Source organism: Paenibacillus sp. 10L310 (assembly GCF_056395745.1).
Window position 1 is genome coordinate 1 of the sequence record NZ_JBFTKC010000026.1, and the last position, 19,422, is coordinate 19,422.

The window sequence follows — 19,422 nt, forward strand, 5'->3', positions numbered from 1 at the left end:
ATGTAAGACCCCTTGAAGACGACGAGGTAGATAGGCTGGGGGTGGAAGTGCAGCAATGCATGGAGCTGACCAGTACTAATCGGTCGAGGGCTTATCCAATAGCAAGTGATAATTCGCATGTTTCGTTTCGAATCTAGTTTTCAGAGAACGATCTCTGAAATGAAAATTGGTACATCACAGAACGTGTGTATGATTTTCAGTTCCATATCTGATTTTAAGAAGCTATGCTTCGACAAATCGCGTTTGGTGGCGATGGCGGAGGGGTTCCACACGTACCCATCCCGAACACGACCGTTAAGCCCTCTAGCGCCGATGGTACTTGGACCGCAGGGTCCTGGGAGAGTAGGACGCCGCCAAGCGAAGAACCACTGCCGATGTTATTCGGTGGTGGTTTTTATTTGTTTATTTTAGGGGATGCGGAAGCATCTCTTATTTGACTTTGTAAGAATCCTCTGACACACTCTAAGGGGTACATATATCAGATATCAGGCCATGATTTGGATTGATATAACTCTAGCGAATGGGGTGTAGGACAACATGGAAATTCAGAAATTGACGGTAGATGATTTTGAACCGGCGATGGCACTCTCCGAATATGCTTTTCAAGTAGTAATGAGTGAAGAACAGAAAGAAAAACGGCGGAGTCAATTTTCGTCACAGGATATATGGGGTGTATATGAGGACGGGCAGCTAGGAGCCAAACTTCACATCATTCCTTTTCAAACCTATATTCATGGCAGATCGTTCGAGATGGGCGGTATTGCGGGTGTAGCCACCTGGCCAGAGTATAGACGCAAAGGCTGGGTAGCGGGTCTGCTGAAGCATGCGTTGGAAGAAATGAATCGTAACAAACAGAGTATATCTTTCTTGCATCCATTCTCTTTTGGTTTCTATCGGAAGTATGGATGGGAGACGTATGTTGAATTTAAACGTTATAAAGTACCTACAGCTCATTTGCCTCAGAAAAAAGCGACACCTGGAACAATTCGGCGTGGGGATCCGGGCCTCAGCATATTAAAGGAAGTATACAGTGCTTATGCTGAGCGTTATAACGGAACTCTGGTTCGAGATGATGCAAGGTGGGAGAATTCAGTTCTTGTTAATGGGGCCAGCCAGAAGGCTGTATATTACGATGAAGCTGATGCAGCACAAGGTTATCTTTTATATGAGGTTAAGGAAAATAAATTTACCATTAAAGAGATCATCTATCTGAATGAAGAGGCTAGGCAAGGGCTGTGGACCTTTATTGCTAACCATGATTCCATGATCCAGGAAGTTACGTTGCAGGCGCCTGCCAGTGATACGCTTGCCTTCCAATTGGATAACCCACGGATTCAGCAGGAGATTGTACCTTATTTTATGGCGCGTATCGTTAGTGTAGAGCAGTTTATATCCCAGTATCCATTTGCAAGCCAGGACTCACCGGTTCAGATTGTACTTCAGGTAGAAGATGCCCACGCTCCATGGAATGAAGGGGTATGGCAATTAAACGTGGCAATGAACGGAACAGCGTCCATATGGAAAACAACGGAGCCAATTACTGATGATCAGATCATTAAGGTGGATATTCAATCCCTTACCGCGGTGCTGATGGGATATCGCAGACCAACGGAAATGGCACGAATCGGAAGAATTCACGGACCGAACACAGCAATCAAGGCTTTGGAACAAGCGATTCCTGAACGGGAAACCTATTTGCTCGATTTCTTCTGATGACTATTCCCACTGCTCCATTTAACTTGATTAGCTTATATAGAAATACGGCGTGATTGAAAGACAAATGGACTTCTCCAGAAATTTTGGGGAGGTTTTTTTGTGTCCGGGGAATATTTCGTGTAAAATCGTAAAAAATGAATAGTGACCCCACTTGGCAAAACCACAAAATATGCTATAATGGTTATAAAGTCAAAGAAAGTCAAAGTCAACTAAAGGTTTAATACTTAAGTAGCTTTCTTTCTACAATCTGATGCATGATCGCCAATATACGGGATTCATTTCATCGGAGGATCAAGGGAATATTAAAGGACCTTCGTGCTTCCTTCGCTCTCCTGTTGACACCATTGGAAGCAAGATTCGCTGTTTCCCTGATTGGTTAAATGGGTAGAGAAGGTGTACTCTGTGGGGGCGTGTGGGTCCTTATTGACTTAACGTTTCAGACAGTGGAGGATGATTGGATGCGTAATATCTCTGATATTATCGAACGATATCTGAAGAGTATTTTGCATGAAAGTCCCGAAGGAATGGTTGAAATTCAGCGTAATGATCTGGCAGATCAATTCTCATGTGTACCTTCCCAGATCAATTATGTCATCAGCACACGTTTTACACTCGAGAAGGGATACCTGGTAGAGAGTAAACGCGGCGGTGGTGGTTATGTTCGCATACAGCGCATTGAATTACCGGCCCAATCAGCTCTGCATAATCATTTGCACCATAGTATTGGTGAAGAGATCGGGCAGACAGCTGCCGAAGGTCTGATCTATCAATTGGAAGAAGCGCGCTTCTTGAACAAGCGGGAAGCCGGGTTGATGCGAGCTGCTGTATCTAGAGAGGTTATATTGGTCAAACTTCCTTACCGGGATCAAATTCGTGCCAGAATGTTGAAGGCGATGTTAATATCTTTGCTCGGTAAATGAAAACTATCGGGGTCAAAGGAGGTACATCAATATGCTGTGCCAAGAATGCAATAAACGTCCGGCGACACTTCATTTTACGAAGATCGTAAATGGAGAGAAGACGGAATTCCATATTTGTGAGTCATGTGCCCGTGAAAAAGGGGAAATGATCCCTGGAACAGCAGGTGGGTTTTCCATTCACAACTTGTTGTCCGGATTGCTTGATTTTGATCCAGCCGGCAAAAGTGGATCGGCAGGAACACCACCTGCAAAAGCTCTTCAATGTGAAGAGTGTGGTATGACGTACGCACAATTTAGTAAGATAGGCCGGTTCGGCTGCAGTTCATGTTATAAATATTTTGACAGTCGTCTGGATCCTTTGTTCAAGCGGGTTCATGGTAATACGTCCCATGTAGGCAAAGTGCCTGCACGAGCTGGTGGTCGCATCAAGGTGAAACGGCAAATTGCTGATCTGAAGCGTGAGCTACAAGAGAGCATCGCACAAGAGGAATTTGAAGAGGCGGCTCAGATCCGTGACCAGATCAGAGGACTTGAAAAAGGAATAGCTCAGGAGTAAAGTTTGTCATGAGTAGGAGGGATGCGTAATGCCTAATCTGCGCTTTACAGAGAAGGCGCTCAGCGACTGGATGCGCAGTGATGCGGCTGATTCCGAAATTGTCATTAGCAGCCGTGTCCGGATTGCACGCAACCTTCAGCATGTTCCGTTTCCGATGCTGGCTTCCAATGAGCAATCGGAAGAGGTGCTGAATAAGCTGAGCGAAGTACTTCAATACGATGACGTTCATGCCTTTGGGGATTTTCATACGTTGGATCTGATCGATATTGACGAACTCGACAAACGGGTGCTGGTGGAGAAACATCTCATCAGTCCAAGTCTTGCGAATGAATCCAGGAATGGTGCGGTTATTCTCAGTGAGGATGAGTCTGTCAGTATTATGATTAATGAAGAGGATCATCTTCGTATCCAGTGCCTCTATCCGGGGTTTCAGGTGAAAGAAGCCTGGGAGAAAGCTTCCGCAATAGATGATGCTTTTGAAGCGCACGTGGATTATGCTTTTGATGATCGCAGAGGATACTTAACCAGCTGCCCTACCAATGTAGGTACAGGCGTCAGAGCATCGGTCATGATGCACTTGCCTGCCCTGGTGATGACACAACAGATTGGCCGTATTCTAACCGCAGTTTCCCAAGTGGGATTGACGGTAAGAGGGATATACGGTGAAGGTAGCGAGGCGATGGGTAACCTGTTCCAGATCTCGAACCAGATTACTTTGGGACAGACCGAACAGGAAGTCATCGAGAACCTGCATGGTGTTGTGTTACAGATGATTGGTCATGAACGTACAGCGAGAGAACGGTTAATTACCGACTCCAGACTTCGGATTACGGATCGGGTCATGCGTTCTTATGGCATATTGTCTCATGCAGCTATTGTTGATTCCAAGGAAGCTGCACAGCGCTTATCGGATGTACGCCTTGGCGTGGATCTCGGATTGTTGGATGGACTGTCCATCACGGTAATGAATGAATTGAATGTGATGACACAGCCGGGATTTTTGCAGAAAACATTCGGGGAAGATATGCGCACAGATGAGCGTGACATATACCGTGCTCAGTTGATTCGTGATACGATCAATGCAGCGAAGCAGTCCTAGTTCAGCCTGATATAGTATTGAATTATGGTTTCATGCCGCATTGCGGCTTTTATATAATAAGGCATGTACAAATGCCAAATGACTTTATTCGCAGCATGGCTGCAAACAAAAATGATATGAAGAATACGACGGTTATTTCATTATATGACCCTCGTTTTATCCAAAACCATGGAGGTGCAGGAGATATGATGTTTGGAAGATTTACGGAACGGGCCCAAAAGGTGCTCGCACTCGCGCAGGAAGAAGCTGTCCGTCTCGGTCATAATAACATCGGTACTGAGCATATTTTGCTCGGCCTCATTCGTGAAGGCGAAGGCATCGCAGCCAAAGCACTGATCGGCCTGGGACTCGGATTGGAAAAAATTCAGGATGAAGTAGAAACGCTAATTGGCCGTGGCCAAGAGCAACCTACCAACATTGCATATACGCCACGTGCGAAAAAAGTAATTGAACTGTCTATGGATGAAGCTCGTAAATTGGGCCACACTTATGTAGGCACAGAGCATATCCTGCTCGGATTGATTCGTGAAGGCGAGGGTGTTGCAGCACGTGTGCTCAATAACCTAGGAATTAGCCTGAACAAAGCACGTCAACAAGTGCTGCAATTGCTTGGCAGCAGTGAAGCTGTATCCAGCCATAATGGCACACCTGCCAATGTAAGCACACCAACGCTGGACAGTCTGGCACGTGACCTCACGGCTTATGCGAGAGAGAACAACCTGGACCCAGTCATTGGACGTAGCAAAGAAATTGAGCGTGTCATTCAGGTGCTCAGCCGTCGTACGAAGAACAACCCGGTATTGATCGGTGAGCCAGGTGTAGGTAAAACAGCGATTGCTGAAGGCCTTGCACAAAAAATCATTGCAAATGAAATTCCGGAAACATTGCGCGACAAACGGGTAATGACCCTGGATATGGGTTCTGTAGTCGCTGGAACCAAATATCGTGGTGAGTTTGAAGATCGTCTGAAAAAAATCATGGATGAGATTCGCCAAGCAGGTAACATTGTCCTGTTTATCGACGAATTGCATACCTTGATTGGCGCAGGCGGAGCTGAAGGTGCCATCGATGCTTCTAACATTTTGAAACCGGCTCTGGCCCGTGGAGAATTGCAATGTATCGGTGCGACAACACTGGATGAGTATCGTAAATACATCGAGAAGGATGCAGCGCTTGAGCGTCGTTTCCAACCGATTACTGTAGATCAGCCTTCTCCGGAAGAAGCGATTCAAATCTTGCACGGCTTGCGTGACCGTTATGAGGCGCATCACCGCGTGAAAATTACGGACGAAGCAATTGTGCAGGCGGTTAAACTGTCTGACCGTTACATTACAGACCGTTTCCTGCCAGATAAAGCGATTGACCTGATTGATGAAGCGGGTTCCAAAGTAAGATTGAACTCTTACACGATCCCACCAAACCTGAAACAACTGGAAAGCCGTCTGGAAGATATCCGTAAGGAAAAAGACGCTGCAGTTCAAAGTCAGGAGTTCGAAAAAGCAGCAGCTCTGCGTGATACGGAACAAAAAATTCGTGAAGAGCTGGATGTAACGAAGAACCAGTGGAAAGAGAAACAAGGTCGCACCGATTCCGAGGTTACTCCTGAGGATATCGCACAAGTGGTAGCCAGCTGGACAGGAATCCCTGTGAACCAACTGAAAGAAGAAGAGACACAGCGTCTGATGAATCTGGAGTCTATTCTACATGAACGTGTCATCGGTCAGGATGAGGCAGTGAAGTCTGTCAGCCGTGCGGTTCGTCGTGCTCGTGCGGGACTTAAAGATCCAAAACGTCCGATGGGTTCATTCATTTTCCTCGGCCCTACAGGGGTAGGTAAAACAGAACTTGCTCGTGCTCTGGCTGAAGCGATGTTCGGCGATGAAAATGCAGTAATCCGGATTGATATGTCCGAGTATGGTGAGAAGCACTCGACTTCCCGACTTGTCGGAGCGCCTCCAGGATATGTTGGGTACGAAGAAGGTGGCCAGCTGACAGAGAAAGTTCGTCGCAAACCATATTCCGTAGTCCTGCTCGATGAAATCGAGAAAGCACATCCAGAAGTATTCAATATCTTGTTACAAGTGCTTGAGGATGGTCGTCTGACGGATTCCAAAGGTCGCGTCGTTGACTTCCGCAATACGCTGATCATTCTAACATCCAACGTGGGTGCCGAAGCGATCAAACGTAACTCTACACTGGGCTTCACTGCAGTTGTAGATGCAGGAGCAGATTATGACAACATGAAGGGGAAAGTGATGGATGAGCTGAAGAAAAGCTTCCGTCCAGAGTTCCTTAACCGGATTGATGAAATTATCGTGTTCCACTCACTTGAAGAAAAACACATCGCTGAAATTGTTACGCTTATGAGTGAAGAACTTCGTAAACGACTGCTTGAACATGAGGTCGATTTCGAACTCACTGACAATGCCAAGTCTTTCCTTGCGAAGTCAGGCTTTGATCCAGCTTACGGTGCGCGTCCGCTTCGTCGGGCGATCCAGAAGCATATCGAGGACAAATTGTCCGAAGAGTTGCTCACAGGTAACGTAACCAAAGGGGATTCATTGCTCATCGACGAAGAGAACGGTGCACTGTCTGTTACGAAAAAAGACGTGGTCGTTCCGTCCAATGAGGAAATCGAAACTAAATAATATTTAGCAAGCTTTGGAGTTAAACTTCAGCTTGTATTGATCCATAATCCTTAATCAAATCCTTCCCGGCTTCGGCCGGGGAGGATTTTTTGCACTTTGGACAGAAGACGGACATGATTATGTCAGGAACATGTGTAAAGTTTGCGATAATCCTTTACGAAAAATCTCAAACAATGGTAAACTTTTAGTAACCCTGCACGTCAGGGAGTTTGGGTGAAATTCGTCGAATAATGCAAAATGCTGTTATAAAATTAAATTATAGGAGTGCTGAAGTGGCCAAAGTTAAAACCAAGTTTCAATGTACGGAATGCGGCTATGAAGCCCCCAAGTGGTACGGTAAGTGTCCGGGTTGTCAGTCATGGAATTCAATGGTGGAAGAAACAGAGACGGTGGTCAAAACACAAGGGAGAAATTCTCCTCTGTTTGACAGTAAAGATAAACCGCTTCCTATCATAGATATAGATAGCGGTCAGGAACCGCGTGTACAGACTGGAATCGGAGAGTTGAACCGGGTATTGGGTGGCGGAATCGTTCCGGGTTCACTCGTTCTCGTGGGCGGAGATCCGGGTATTGGTAAATCAACGTTGATGTTGCAGACGTCCCATGCTTTGACGCATTCGGGTTTGCGTGTGTTATATGTTTCCGGTGAGGAATCAGTCAAGCAAACCAAATTGCGGGCAGACCGTCTCGGGGCACTCTCTGCCGAGTTGTATGTACTGTGTGAAACGAATATGGAACGTGTAGAGGAAGCGGTGGATCAGATCCAGCCGCATTTTCTGGTCATCGACTCCATTCAGACGGTATATCTTCCCGAAGTTACCAGTGCGCCGGGTAGTGTTGCACAGGTAAGGGAATGTACGTCAAGGTTCATGCGGATTGCCAAAGGCAGAGGCATTGCAACGGTTCTTGTGGGGCATGTTACCAAAGAAGGTGCTATTGCCGGTCCACGTATGTTAGAACATATGGTGGATTGCGTGCTTTATTTTGAAGGAGAACGGCATCATACGTATCGCCTGCTGCGTGCGGTGAAGAACCGTTTTGGTTCCACCAATGAGATTGGCATTTTTGAAATGGGTGAGGATGGACTTCGTGAGGTGGGCAATCCGTCCGAACTCTTTTTGTCGGAACGTCCACTGGGTGTAGCAGGTTCAACGGTAGTTGCCAGTATGGAGGGGACACGTCCTCTGCTCGTGGAATTACAGGCGTTGATCTCAACCACCCATTTCCCTTCTCCCCGCCGTATGGCAACAGGGGTAGATCTGCATCGATTAAATCTGATCATTGCAGTGCTGGAGAAACGGATGGGGATGTTTTTACAGACCCAGGATGCATACTTAAATGTAGCTGGTGGAGTACGGTTGGATGAGCCCGCTGTAGACTTGGCGGTTGCTGTCAGCATTGCATCCAGTTTGAGAGATGTACCGACCAAGCCAGACGACGTCATCTTTGGCGAGATCGGTCTGACAGGTGAAGTTCGAGCCGTATCACGGGCCGAACAACGAGTGAAGGAAGCCGCAAAGCTGGGCTTCAAACGAGTCATTTTACCAGAAAAAAGCTTAAAGGGCTGGAAACATCCTCGCGGGATACAACTGATCGGTGTGAATACCGTGGCAGATGCACTAGCGGTTGCTTTAGATTAGGGGGCATAACAAGATGAAAGATATGAGCCAACTGGATAATATGAATGAGTTGTTAAGGCTGATCGCACCAGGTACACCTTTCCGCGAAGGTCTGGAAAATGTGCTGCGCGCCAAGACGGGCGCACTGCTTGTTGTAGGATACAGCCCTGAAGTAATGGAAGTGGTGGATGGGGGATTCTCGATTAACTGTGATTTCTCCCCGAACTATCTGTATGAACTCGCCAAAATGGATGGAGCCATTATTCTTAGCGAGGATTTGAAGCGTATTCTTTACGCCAATACCCAGTTAATCCCGGATTCATCTATCTCTTCATCAGAGACGGGGATTCGTCACCGGACGGCAGAGCGTGTAGCAAAGCAAACGGGTAAATTGGTCGTATCCATATCGCAGCGCCGGAATATCATTACCTTGTATCAGGGAACACTTCGTTATTCCCTCAAGGAAATCGGGGTTATACTGACCAAAGCGAATCAAGCGATTCAAACCCTGGAGAAATACAAAGCGGTATTAACACAGTCCCTTACGAATCTGAGTGCTTCGGAATTTGAGGAATTAGTAACGATTCCTGAAGTGGTTAATGTGATTCAGCGTACCGAAATGGTGATGCGGATCAAAACGGAAATCCAACGGTACATTCATGAACTCGGGAATGAGGGACGACTCATTTCCATGCAAATGGAAGAACTTGTGGGTACAACGGAAGAAGAGGCCTGGTTATTGTATAAAGACTATGCCCGTGACGACAGTGATGACAAAATCCGTGAAATTATCGTGGGACTGAAAAGATTGTCGGACGATGAGTTGCTGGATGCACATCATATTGTCCGTCTTCTCGGCTATCCATCATCAGCGGCTACTTCTGAGGATTCGGTTGCCCCTCGTGGATTCCGGGTATTAAATAAGATCCCCCGCCTGCCCAATGTCATTATCCATAATCTGGTGGATCAATTCGAACAATTGCCTCATGTTATTATGGCTACAATTGAAGAACTGGACGAAGTGGACGGTATTGGTGAAGTTCGTGCCCGGACCATTAAGGAAGGCCTCAAACGTTTGCAGGAGCAAATGTTTATCGACAGACAGATGTAAGGGTTTGCCTATATAAAGGCTTGAAATGGATGAGGTGAAACAACGATGCTAACCAGATTCATTCCGAATCTCTTTACCCTGGGTAATCTGTTTCTTGGAATGATGGCAATTTTGCTTGCGATTGATGGAAATTACAGTTTGGCTGCCATTATGGTCATTGTAGCGATGCTGCTGGATGGTCTGGATGGCCGAGTGGCACGTGCACTCAATGCCCAAAGTGAATTCGGCAAGGAACTGGATTCCTTGTCTGACATGGTTTCCTTTGGTGCAGCACCAGCCCTGATCATATTTATGGTGTCGTTTCAAGATTCAATGCCGATCCTCGCCTGGATCGCAACAGCGGCTTTTCCGATCTGTGGAGCCATTCGTCTTGCACGGTTTAACGTTCGTCCGGGAATTCCCGGGTACTTCACAGGTCTGCCGATACCGGCAGCCGGCGGGGTACTGGCCACACTGTCCTTGTTCAATAAGGATATTGGCCCGGTTAGCATGATGATTGCTACGTTGCTGTTATCGTATCTGATGGTGAGTTCGCTTAAATATCCCAATTTCAAAAAGGTCGGTTTGCCACGCAAGGCAATCTGGATTGCACCATGGGTTGTGTTATTTGCGATAGCCGTAGCCGTTATTTTCCCGGAGCAGTTATCCAAGTTGATCTTTATTCCGTTGGTGTTATACGCCCTGTATGGAATGAAGCATAATGTGCGAACAGCGGCCTCACGTAGTCGGGCGAAAAAGCGCAAGGATGAGAAATCTTCCCGTCCTTCCGATCGTTAAGTCGCCTTGGGGACAACACTATACAAAGAAAGCACGTACTCTCCTGAACTGGAGAATGCGTGCTTTTTGTTTATTCAGATCTATTTACGGTAAAAGAAACCCTTACGGACGACATACATATCTTCTTACGACAGATTAAACATCCCTAACGTTGAACACTTCTGTGATTCGTGATTTACGACCTCTTCCATGTTAATGTCCAGCAGATTGCAGAGAGCCGACATGTAGAACAGGTTCCGCCCTAGCTCAGAGCTGATGACCTCTCTGCAGTTCTCACACAACTCACCTTCCACATGCGTTTCCAGCAGGCCCTTGGTTTGAGCGATATCGCTCTCCGGGGCATATTTCTGCTTGGTGGCGTGCAGCTCGATGCAGCCGCATTCGGTAATGGCTTTGGACACGGCACGGTTAACAGACGCTCCGGCTTGTCCCGTTTTGGACAGTACATCAATCAGGCTGCGATGACGCAACAACAGTTCAGAAACTTGATCCTGGAAAGCCTGTAAACTTAGCGTACTCATTTTGCCACTCACCTCGGGATATGAATTGAATTCATTATATGCCAATAATTTACCTACTTTCAACTGACGATTGCAACATTTCCAAAAAGTTCTTCCAGATGGGATTAGCAATTCAGGAATTGGATCATACTGGATATAAAGATCAAGATACATTGAAGGAGGTGCAGGGACTAATGTGGAAAAAAGGCATTTTAACTTTTACAGGATTGTGCGGTGCATGGTTCGGCTACACGGCATATCATCTGGCAGGAAAATCGGTCCCATGGATGGCGGAGTGGATTCAGTCAGCAGGATTACTGGGAGCTGGTATATCGACGCTGCTGGGAGCTGTAATGTTTATGGCTGTATGTAATATTGGTGGAACATTGATGGCAGACAGGCTGCATAGTGGAATTGATTCATTGGCAAAAGTACCTATGAACGAATTGGCTGCAGGTGCTGCAGGTACCGTTGCAGGATTGCTCGTGGCCTTGTTACTTTACCCTGTTGTGGGATGGATGGGGACGGCAGGAGAAGTGCTGCAAGTGGCGCTGACGGTGATTAGTGCTTATTCCGGTTATACCCTTGCCATGGCGAAGAAAGACGATCTGGGGGCCTTCTGGATGTCTGGACGATGGGGTCATCCCGAGGTGGACGAGGACAGACGGATGGAAGAACATAAAATTCTGGATACCAGTGTTATTATCGATGGGCGTATCGCTGATATATGCAAGACCGGATTTATTGAAGGCACGATCGTAATTCCGGAATTTGTTCTGGAGGAGTTACAGCATATTGCCGATTCATCGGATCTGCTCAAGCGAAACAGAGGACGGCGTGGACTGGACATTTTGAACAAAATCCAGAAGGAACTTGATGTAAAAGTCCTGATCTACGAGGGGGATTTCGAGGAAATCTCCGAGGTGGACAGCAAACTGGTTAAACTGGCTAAAGTGCTTCAGGGCAAAGTGGTCACCAATGACTTTAACCTGAACAAAGTGTGCGAACTCCAAGGTGTATCTGTGTTGAACATTAATGATCTCGCCAATGCGGTTAAGCCGGTTGTTCTGCCAGGTGAGGAGATCATGGTGCAGATCATCAAGGATGGCAAGGAGCATGGTCAAGGTGTAGCCTATCTGGATGATGGCACAATGATCGTTGTGGAGGGCGGACGCGAGTATATCGGCATGATGATGGAAGTGCTGGTGACCAGTGTGTTGCAGACTTCAGCGGGACGAATGATTTTTGCCAAGCCGAAACTGTTGGAAAAAGCCCAATAAAGCGGTATGATGGGTAGTGTATCGTTGAATGATATTGTATATCTTTGGACGATAAACTGACAGACAAGGCAGGGATTGCGGCATGGATAAAGGGTGGGGCGTTGTCATTGTGGCAGCAGGTCGCGGAACCCGGATGGGGACGACCGAGAGCAAACAGTTTCTGTTGCTGCAGGACAAGCCCGTTTTCATACATACGCTTGAGGTATTTGCTGTGCTGGACGAGATCCGCGAGATGGTGCTGGTCACAGGAACCGCAGATGTTGAACGCTGCCAGGATTGGGTAAAAGAATACCAACTGGATTCACGTGTCCGTGTTATCCCCGGAGGGAAAGAGAGACAACATTCTGTCCATAAAGGCCTTGAGGCACTTGGGACGGATTGGGTTCTCGTTCACGACGGGGTACGTCCTTTTGTGAACCATGAGCAGATCAAGGGATGCATGGCGGCCGCCATAGCCGGTGGTGGAGCAGCTGTACTGGCGGTTCCCGTGAAGGATACGATCAAACAAGTGAATGCGGAAGGAGTCGTTACGGCGACGCCAGACCGTAGCAGTCTGTGGAGCATTCAAACCCCGCAGGCTTTTCGTCTTTCTTCCCTGCTCTCCGCCTACGAATCAGCTGAGCAGGACGGATTTCTGGGAACAGATGATGCCATGCTGGCTGAACGTCAGGGAATGTCGGTCAAGGTTGTGGAAGGCAATTATACCAATATCAAATTAACAACGCCGGAAGATTTGAAATATGCTGCGTTTTTGCTGGGGGGAGAGAAGAAGCGATGATACGTGTAGGACAGGGATTTGATGTACATCAGCTGGTAGAGGGACGCCCGTGTATTATTGGCGGAGTAACGATTCCTTATGAAAAAGGACTGCTGGGTCACTCGGACGCAGACGTGCTGTTGCACGCGATTAGTGATGCCATTTTGGGTGCGCTGGCACTTGGGGATATTGGCAAGCACTTCCCGGATACCGATCCGGAATTCAAAGATGCCGACAGTCTGAAGTTGCTGGAGCATGTATGGCAGCTTGTGAAGGATCACGGGTATAAGCTAGGGAATATCGATTCAACGATTATTGCCCAGAAGCCAAAGATGGCTCCTTATATCCCACAGATGGCTGAGGTTATTGCCAAGGCACTGGAAGCGGATGTAACACAGGTGAACGTGAAAGCAACAACGACAGAGCAACTGGGATTCCCGGGACGGGGAGAGGGCATTGCCGCTCAATCCGTTGTTTGCCTTGTACGTGTGTGATATCATCAATCAATTAGTGACGGAGGGGATCATATGAGCACGGATATTCGTGTGCGTTACGCGCCGAGCCCAACGGGACACCTGCATATCGGGAATGCCCGTACGGCGTTGTTTAACTATTTATATGCCAAACATAATAACGGTAAATTCATTATTCGTATTGAAGATACGGACGTGAAACGGAATATTGCCGGTGGTGAAGAAAGCCAACTGAAATACCTGAAATGGCTCGGAATTGAGTGGGACGAAAGTATTGACGTGGGCGGAGAATACGGACCATACCGTCAAACGGAACGTCTGGACCTCTATCGTAAATATACGCAGGAATTGCTGGATAAAGGTCTGGCTTACCGTTGCTTCTGCACGGAAGAAGAATTGGAGCAAGAGCGCGAGGAACAGTCAGCACGTGGAGAAACACCGCGTTATTCTGGCAAACACCGTGACCTGACTCCAGAGCAAATTAGTGCGTTTGAAACGGAAGGCCGCGTAGCGAGTATTCGTTTCCGTGTGCCGGAAGAGCGCACATATACGTTTGATGATATGGTTAAAGGCACAATCTCGTTCAACAGCAAGGAATCCGGTGACTTCGTCATTGTGAAAAAAGACGGCATTCCCACATACAACTATGCCGTTGCTGTGGATGATCACTTGATGAAGATCTCCCACGTCCTGCGTGGGGAAGATCACATCTCGAACACGCCGCGTCAACTGATGATCTATGAAGCGCTTGGCTGGGAGCCACCGCAATTCGGTCATATGACGTTGATCGTGAATGAAAATCACAAGAAGCTGAGTAAACGGGATGAGTCCGTTATCCAGTTTATTGAGCAGTATGATCAGCTCGGCTATTTGCCTGAAGCGATGTTTAACTTTATTTCCTTACTCGGCTGGTCGCCAGAAGGGGAAGAAGAGATCTTCTCGCAAGAGCAACTGATCTCCATTTTTGATACGAAACGTCTGTCCAAGAGCCCTGCGGTATTTGATACCCACAAGCTGGCGCACTTGAACAACCACTATATCAAACATGCTGACCCGGAACGTATTGCCGAAATGGCCATTCCGCATCTGCAAAAGGCTGGACGTATTTCTTCCGAGCTGTCTGCTGAACAAAAAGAATGGGCTTATACGCTGGTACACCTGTACCAGGAGCAGATGAATTCTGCCTCCGATATTGTCGAATTGTCAGAAGTATTCTTCCGTTCCAATCTGGAGCTTGAAAGTGAAGGAGAAGCAGTGCTTGCGGAGGAGCAGGTGCCAACTGTACTGAAGGCATTTGCGGATAAAGTACAGGCGAGCGAAGAGTTTACTCCAAGCAAAATGGCTGCATTGATCAAGGAAGTACAGAAAGAAACCGGCTTTAAGGGCAAACAGCTCTTTATGCCAATTCGTGTAGCCTTGACTGGACAGACGCATGGACGGGATCTGAACCAAACGATCGTGCTTCTGGGTCGTGATACGGTGATCGAACGTTTGCTTGCACAAGTAAAATAATCTTAGTCGAAGACATTCCGTTTATTTGGAATCTGAACACAGTCCTACGATGGATAGATTACGTAGGAGGCTGTTGTCAGTCTGAGGCCTTTTCGCTATAATAACAACACAACGAATAATTGATATGATGTATCTAATAGAACAGCAAAGATCGGGAGGAGTAGACTGACCCGGACAGATTCAGAGAGGATGGTCCCGTAGCAAAGAGAGATTTCTTTGGATGCGGTGGCTGTGAACCATCCACTGTCCATCAGTCGAAATGCGCCCGTGAGCTGCACAGCCGAATCCGGCCCCGCCTTTGTCGATCATGACATGGGAAAACGTTAGGATAGGTTGTGACGATTGGTTTCCGTTACCAAACCGCTTGAGGGCTCATTCTATTTAAGAATGGACCGAGCAGAGTGGGACCGCGATAAACGCCTCTGCAGCTAAATGCTGCAGGGGCGTTTTTTTGTTTAGGCGAGTGTGCAGTACACTACCAAGGAACGCGCCGTCCGGTAAGCCGGAGGACGGGAACCTGAACAAGAGGGGAACGAGCATGTTCAAGAAGATCAGATCAGATATCCAGGCGGTGTTTGAAAACGATCCGGCGGCCCGAGGTTGGTTTGAGGTGGTATTCACCTACTCAGGGCTGCATGCGATATGGGCACACCGGATCGCTCATTTTTTATACAAGCGAAGATGGTTCTCGGTTGCCCGGTTCATTTCGCAGGTTAGCCGTTTTATGACAGGAATCGAGATACATCCTGGAGCTACGATCGGAAATCGGTTGTTTATTGACCATGGAATGGGCGTCGTTATTGGAGAAACATGTGAGATTGGCGATGATGTCGTTATCTATCAGGGGGTTACCCTGGGCGGAACAGGGAAAGAAAAAGGAAAGAGACATCCGACCATTGGTAATAATGTGGTTATCTCATCCGGAGCCAAGGTGCTGGGTTCATTTAGCGTGGGGGATCAGTGTAACATTGGTGCGAACTCCGTTGTGCTTAAGGAGGTCCCTTCCAATAGTACCGTGGTAGGTATACCGGGTAGAATTGTTAAACAGGATGGCCGACGGGTAGATCGCCTCAGTCAGCAATTGCCCGATCCGGTAGTTGACTCCTTGCGCGGTATGCAAAAAGAACTCGAACGATTGCAGGAAGAAGTACGTACACTGCAAAATGCCCGTGAAAATGAGACTGTGCGTGATACGTGATACAATAAATAAAGGCAGTATAGGATGAAAGGATAAGTGACCATGACGCTTCAGATTTATAATACGATGAGTCGTACCAAAGAGAAATTTGTTCCCCAAGAGCCAGGGAAAGTGAAAATGTATGTCTGCGGACCAACGGTATATGACTACATTCATATCGGGAATGCACGCCCGGTTATCTTTTTCGACACGGTTCGTGGATACCTGGAACAGACAGGACATGATGTGAACTATGTGGTGAACTTCACGGATGTGGACGATAAGTTGATTCGCAAAGCAGAACAACTTGGAACAGACGTTCCTCACGTGGCTGAGAAATTTATAGCTGCCTATTATGAAGACATTGAGGGATTGGGTATTCCCAAGGCAAGCAGCAATCCGAGAGTAACGGAAAACATGCCGCTGATCATTGATTTTATCCGTGAGCTAGTTGAAAAAGGATTTGCGTATGAAAATGGCGGTGACGTCTATTATCGCACAGGCAAATTCAGCGAATATGGCAAACTTTCGAAACAAAACCTGCAGGAGCTGCAATTTGGAATCCGTGTGGGTGTGGACGAGCGCAAAGAGCATCCCGAAGATTTTGTGCTCTGGAAGGCTGCCAAACCAGGTGAGATCTATTGGTCCAGTCCTTGGGGCGATGGTCGACCAGGCTGGCATATTGAGTGCTCCGCCATGGCTAGGGAGTACCTTGGGGATACACTGGACATTCACGGGGGTGGACAGGATTTGCAGTTCCCGCACCATGAGTGCGAATGCGCCCAATCCGAGGTATTAACAGGTAAACCACTTGCGAACTACTGGATGCATAATGGATTCATCCGGATTGATAACGAGAAGATGTCGAAATCACTCGGTAATGGTGTTCTGGTTAAAGACTTGCGGAATCAATATAAACGCGAAGCGATTCGTTATTTCATGTTGTCTACCCACTATCGCAATCCATTGAACTTCACGGATGATACGATGGAGCAGGCACAGAACAGTGTGGACCGGATTGCAAATGCGGTAGGTAACCTGAACCATCGTCTGAATGCAGTAACTGTTGATCAGGACATCACAGCAGAGTTTGCGGCAAGACTCGACCAAATTCGTCAGCAGTATCACGAGAAGATGCAGGATGATTTCAATACTCCTGATGCAATTACTGCGATGTTTGAGTGGGCAGGGGAAGCCAACCAACTGTTGCAACAAGAAGTGGTTAATGCGGCAGACATTCGCGCACTCCTCGAGTTGTTCAGTGAATTGAATGCTGTACTGCGCATTTATACTGACGCAGAGCCAGAACTTCTGGATGAGGAAGTAGAACGTCTGATTGAAGAGCGTGTAGAAGCGCGCAAGTCCAAAAACTGGGCAAGAGCGGATGAAATTCGCGATGAATTGTCTGCACGTGGCATTCTGCTTGAAGATACGGCGCAGGGCATGAGATGGCGGCGCAAATGAGCGAAGGACATCCAAATACACCAAAACAACAGGAGCAGGTCACAGAGGGAGGGTGGTTCCCTTATCCTCCTTCCAGACCTGCGAGGTTGATTCCACCTATTGCACTGGCCTATATTGGTGATGCGGTATATGAGGTAGCTGTTCGTCAATATCTGTTGTCGAAGGCCAACATGCGTCCCAATCATTTGCACCGTAGTGCAACCGGGTTGGTATCAGCGAAGGCACAGAGCCGCATACTTACAACGATTGAGGATGAACTGACAGAGGAAGAACGGGATATCGTCCGGCAAGGGCGGAATGCCAAGTCGGGTAGTGTACCCAAAAATGCAGATGTATTGGAGTACAGACATGCTACGGCTTTTGAATGTCTCATTGGTTACCTCTATAGCAGTGGTCATCATGATCGCATGATTGAACTGATCGGGCTTGGCATTGAGCACGCGGAACAACAATCGCCATCGCCGACAAAAAAATAGAAATTTCAACAAAACAATGCATTACAGAGAGGATCGAACAACGATGGAAGAAGAATGGATCGCCGGTAAACACTCCGTGACGGAGGCGCTGCGTTCAGGCCGGACCATTAATAAAATATGGATTGCCGATACAGCACAGAAACATCTGACTCAACCTATTATCTCGGAAGCTAAAAAACTAGGTATTGTCATTCAACACGTGGACAAGCGTAAGCTGGATCAAACGGTACCAGGCATTCAGCATCAGGGGGTAGTTGCTCAAGCAGCACCTTACGCTTATGTGGAGGTAGAAGACATTCTTGCCGCAGCAAAAGCGAAGAATGAGCATCCTTTCCTGATTCTGCTGGATGAGATTGAAGATCCTCATAACCTGGGGTCTATTTTGCGGACAGCAGATTGCACGGGTGCGCATGGCGTCATTGTACCGAAACGTCGCTCGGCAGCGGTAACCGTGACAGTATCCAAAACATCAGCAGGTGCTGTGGAGTACGTGCCAGTGGCTCGTGTAAGTAATCTTGGTCAGACCATCGATCGCCTCAAAGAGGAAGGTGTATGGGTTGTAGGGACAGATGTCACCGCTCACGAAGGTGTCTTTGGTAATGGAGTCTTTACTGGCCCTGTGGCATTGGTAATCGGAAATGAGAACAAGGGAATGGGACGACTTATTCGTGAGAAATGCGATGTGCTGATCAAACTACCAATGCAAGGTCAGATTAATTCCCTGAATGCTTCCGTGGCAGCGGGGGTTGTCATGTACGAAGTGCTCCGCTCGCGTCAAGCGCAGGAATAGAAGGTATGGCTGATTCCCGTGATGTGCTTCTTGTAGACGGGTACAACATGATTGGCGACTGGCCGGAATTAACCAAACTGGCGGAAAGTGGGCTCGAAGAGGCACGTAACAGGCTTCTCTTTCGTCTTGCAGACTACCAGGCTTTCTCCGGCCGTCGAGTCATTGTTGTGTTTGACGCCTACCTCGTGCCTGGACTCGGTAAATCCTTTACTCAGAGCAAAGTGCAGATCTATTTTACAAAGGAAAAAGAGACGGCAGACGAATGCATTGAGAGACTCGTTCGGGAACTAAGCATGCGAAGACGCCAAATCTATGTGGCTACGAGCGATATGGTAGAGCAACATGTCATTTTTGGACAGGGAGCGCTACGTGTATCTGCAAGGGAGTTGCTAATTGAAGTTGAGCAGAACGAAAAAGAATTAAAAAAACGACTGGAAGAAGATCAGGCGAAGACCAGGCGTAACACACTCGGGGGTAAGTTAAGTCCCGATGTATTGAAAGAGTTTGAGCGATGGCGCCGGGAATAACAGCACGTTTTTACAAAATT

The 19,422-nt window shown here is 47.5% G+C and carries 18 protein-coding genes and 2 rRNA genes; 19 read left to right on the plus strand and 1 reads right to left on the minus strand.

The features are described 5' to 3' along the window. The 10 genes from AC1DE7_RS28955 to pssA form a co-directional block, all read left to right on the plus strand. Positions 1 to 99 (plus strand): 23S ribosomal RNA (locus tag AC1DE7_RS28955); the annotation flags it as partial. Between the two features lie 143 nt (positions 100 to 242). After that, positions 243 to 359, plus strand: a 5S ribosomal RNA gene (gene rrf, locus AC1DE7_RS28960). A gap of 178 nt (positions 360 to 537) precedes the next feature. Continuing rightward, a complete protein-coding gene (locus AC1DE7_RS28965) occupies positions 538 to 1,713 on the plus strand; it encodes a GNAT family N-acetyltransferase (RefSeq protein WP_477535703.1) in 1,176 nt (391 codons plus the stop codon). Positions 1,714 to 2,174: 461 nt separating this feature from the next. Next, positions 2,175 to 2,636 (plus strand): CtsR family transcriptional regulator, encoded by a 462-nt coding sequence (locus AC1DE7_RS28970; protein ID WP_036671579.1) that lies wholly within the window; start codon positions 2,175 to 2,177, stop codon positions 2,634 to 2,636. Between the two features lie 31 nt (positions 2,637 to 2,667). Next, entirely contained in the window at positions 2,668 to 3,192 is a 525-nt protein-coding gene (locus AC1DE7_RS28975; RefSeq protein WP_036607138.1) for a UvrB/UvrC motif-containing protein, read from the plus strand. A 28-nt stretch (positions 3,193 to 3,220) separates the two neighbouring features. Then, on the plus strand, positions 3,221 to 4,291 hold the full coding sequence (locus AC1DE7_RS28980; RefSeq protein WP_036607140.1) for a protein arginine kinase: 1,071 nt from the start codon (positions 3,221 to 3,223) through the stop codon (positions 4,289 to 4,291). A gap of 185 nt (positions 4,292 to 4,476) precedes the next feature. Then, positions 4,477 to 6,939, plus strand: coding sequence for an ATP-dependent Clp protease ATP-binding subunit (locus AC1DE7_RS28985; protein ID WP_036607223.1), 2,463 nt, complete (start codon positions 4,477 to 4,479; stop codon positions 6,937 to 6,939). 272 nt (positions 6,940 to 7,211) lie between these two features. Then, positions 7,212 to 8,579 carry a DNA repair protein RadA gene (gene radA / locus AC1DE7_RS28990; protein WP_036671578.1) on the plus strand — a complete coding sequence of 456 codons (1,368 nt, stop codon included), beginning with the start codon at positions 7,212 to 7,214 and terminating at the stop codon, positions 8,577 to 8,579. A gap of 13 nt (positions 8,580 to 8,592) precedes the next feature. Further along, positions 8,593 to 9,669: a DNA integrity scanning diadenylate cyclase DisA gene (gene disA, locus AC1DE7_RS28995; RefSeq protein WP_036607144.1), complete on the plus strand. Its 1,077-nt coding sequence runs from the start codon at positions 8,593 to 8,595 to the stop codon at positions 9,667 to 9,669. Between the two features lie 45 nt (positions 9,670 to 9,714). Continuing rightward, positions 9,715 to 10,446 carry a CDP-diacylglycerol--serine O-phosphatidyltransferase gene (gene pssA, locus AC1DE7_RS29000; protein WP_017692048.1) on the plus strand — a complete coding sequence of 244 codons (732 nt, stop codon included), beginning with the start codon at positions 9,715 to 9,717 and terminating at the stop codon, positions 10,444 to 10,446. Between the two features lie 125 nt (positions 10,447 to 10,571). On the opposite strand, the gene AC1DE7_RS29005 is transcribed toward pssA, so the two are convergent. After that, entirely contained in the window at positions 10,572 to 10,967 is a 396-nt protein-coding gene (locus tag AC1DE7_RS29005; RefSeq protein ID WP_017692049.1) for a nucleoside triphosphate pyrophosphohydrolase family protein, read from the minus strand. Between the two features lie 173 nt (positions 10,968 to 11,140). Between AC1DE7_RS29005 and AC1DE7_RS29010 the strand changes: the two genes are divergently transcribed. The 9 genes from AC1DE7_RS29010 to AC1DE7_RS29050 all read left to right on the plus strand — a co-directional run bounded on the left by AC1DE7_RS29010 (position 11,141) and on the right by AC1DE7_RS29050 (position 19,402). Beyond that, entirely contained in the window at positions 11,141 to 12,226 is a 1,086-nt protein-coding gene (locus tag AC1DE7_RS29010) for a PIN/TRAM domain-containing protein (RefSeq protein ID WP_047841132.1), read from the plus strand. An 82-nt stretch (positions 12,227 to 12,308) separates the two neighbouring features. Beyond that, positions 12,309 to 13,004, plus strand: a complete 696-nt coding sequence (gene ispD / locus AC1DE7_RS29015) for a 2-C-methyl-D-erythritol 4-phosphate cytidylyltransferase (RefSeq protein WP_076320294.1) — start codon at positions 12,309 to 12,311, stop codon at positions 13,002 to 13,004. After that, a complete protein-coding gene (ispF, locus tag AC1DE7_RS29020) occupies positions 13,001 to 13,477 on the plus strand; it encodes a 2-C-methyl-D-erythritol 2,4-cyclodiphosphate synthase (protein WP_339195750.1) in 477 nt (158 codons plus the stop codon). Before ispD ends, ispF begins: the two co-directional genes overlap by 4 nt. A gap of 33 nt (positions 13,478 to 13,510) precedes the next feature. Next, complete coding sequence (gltX, locus tag AC1DE7_RS29025; protein ID WP_477535704.1) at positions 13,511 to 14,968, plus strand: glutamate--tRNA ligase; 1,458 nt, start codon at positions 13,511 to 13,513, stop codon at positions 14,966 to 14,968. A 538-nt stretch (positions 14,969 to 15,506) separates the two neighbouring features. Further along, positions 15,507 to 16,166, plus strand: coding sequence for a serine O-acetyltransferase (gene cysE, locus AC1DE7_RS29030; RefSeq protein ID WP_036607155.1), 660 nt, complete (start codon positions 15,507 to 15,509; stop codon positions 16,164 to 16,166). 42 nt (positions 16,167 to 16,208) lie between these two features. Next, positions 16,209 to 17,609: a cysteine--tRNA ligase gene (gene cysS / locus AC1DE7_RS29035; protein WP_017692055.1), complete on the plus strand. Its 1,401-nt coding sequence runs from the start codon at positions 16,209 to 16,211 to the stop codon at positions 17,607 to 17,609. Further along, complete coding sequence (locus AC1DE7_RS29040) at positions 17,606 to 18,085, plus strand: Mini-ribonuclease 3 (protein WP_017692056.1); 480 nt, start codon at positions 17,606 to 17,608, stop codon at positions 18,083 to 18,085. The genes cysS and AC1DE7_RS29040 overlap by 4 nt, the downstream gene beginning before the upstream one ends. Before the next feature lie 43 nt (positions 18,086 to 18,128). Next, positions 18,129 to 18,875 (plus strand): 23S rRNA (guanosine(2251)-2'-O)-methyltransferase RlmB, encoded by a 747-nt coding sequence (gene rlmB / locus AC1DE7_RS29045; RefSeq protein ID WP_017692057.1) that lies wholly within the window; start codon positions 18,129 to 18,131, stop codon positions 18,873 to 18,875. Positions 18,876 to 18,880: 5 nt separating this feature from the next. Beyond that, a complete protein-coding gene (locus tag AC1DE7_RS29050) occupies positions 18,881 to 19,402 on the plus strand; it encodes an NYN domain-containing protein (RefSeq protein WP_477535705.1) in 522 nt (173 codons plus the stop codon). Positions 19,403 to 19,422 lie beyond the last annotated feature (20 nt).

Bases quoted from the DNA above. Each gene is read 5' to 3' on its own strand.
- AC1DE7_RS28965 (WP_477535703.1), top strand. From the start codon at position 538: ATGGAAATTCAGAAATTGACGGTAGATGATTTTGAACCGGCGATGGCA.
- AC1DE7_RS28970 (WP_036671579.1), top strand. From the start codon at position 2,175: ATGCGTAATATCTCTGATATTATCGAACGATATCTGAAGAGTATTTTG.
- AC1DE7_RS28975 (WP_036607138.1), top strand. From the start codon at position 2,668: ATGCTGTGCCAAGAATGCAATAAACGTCCGGCGACACTTCATTTTACG.
- AC1DE7_RS28980 (WP_036607140.1), top strand. From the start codon at position 3,221: ATGCCTAATCTGCGCTTTACAGAGAAGGCGCTCAGCGACTGGATGCGC.
- AC1DE7_RS28985 (WP_036607223.1), top strand. From the start codon at position 4,477: ATGATGTTTGGAAGATTTACGGAACGGGCCCAAAAGGTGCTCGCACTC.
- disA (WP_036607144.1), top strand. From the start codon at position 8,593: ATGAAAGATATGAGCCAACTGGATAATATGAATGAGTTGTTAAGGCTG.
- pssA (WP_017692048.1), top strand. From the start codon at position 9,715: ATGCTAACCAGATTCATTCCGAATCTCTTTACCCTGGGTAATCTGTTT.
- AC1DE7_RS29005 (WP_017692049.1), bottom strand. From the start codon at position 10,967: ATGAGTACGCTAAGTTTACAGGCTTTCCAGGATCAAGTTTCTGAACTG.
- AC1DE7_RS29010 (WP_047841132.1), top strand. From the start codon at position 11,141: ATGTGGAAAAAAGGCATTTTAACTTTTACAGGATTGTGCGGTGCATGG.
- ispD (WP_076320294.1), top strand. From the start codon at position 12,309: ATGGATAAAGGGTGGGGCGTTGTCATTGTGGCAGCAGGTCGCGGAACC.
- ispF (WP_339195750.1), top strand. From the start codon at position 13,001: ATGATACGTGTAGGACAGGGATTTGATGTACATCAGCTGGTAGAGGGA.
- gltX (WP_477535704.1), top strand. From the start codon at position 13,511: ATGAGCACGGATATTCGTGTGCGTTACGCGCCGAGCCCAACGGGACAC.
- cysE (WP_036607155.1), top strand. From the start codon at position 15,507: ATGTTCAAGAAGATCAGATCAGATATCCAGGCGGTGTTTGAAAACGAT.
- cysS (WP_017692055.1), top strand. From the start codon at position 16,209: ATGACGCTTCAGATTTATAATACGATGAGTCGTACCAAAGAGAAATTT.
- AC1DE7_RS29040 (WP_017692056.1), top strand. From the start codon at position 17,606: ATGAGCGAAGGACATCCAAATACACCAAAACAACAGGAGCAGGTCACA.
- rlmB (WP_017692057.1), top strand. From the start codon at position 18,129: ATGGAAGAAGAATGGATCGCCGGTAAACACTCCGTGACGGAGGCGCTG.
- AC1DE7_RS29050 (WP_477535705.1), top strand. From the start codon at position 18,881: ATGGCTGATTCCCGTGATGTGCTTCTTGTAGACGGGTACAACATGATT.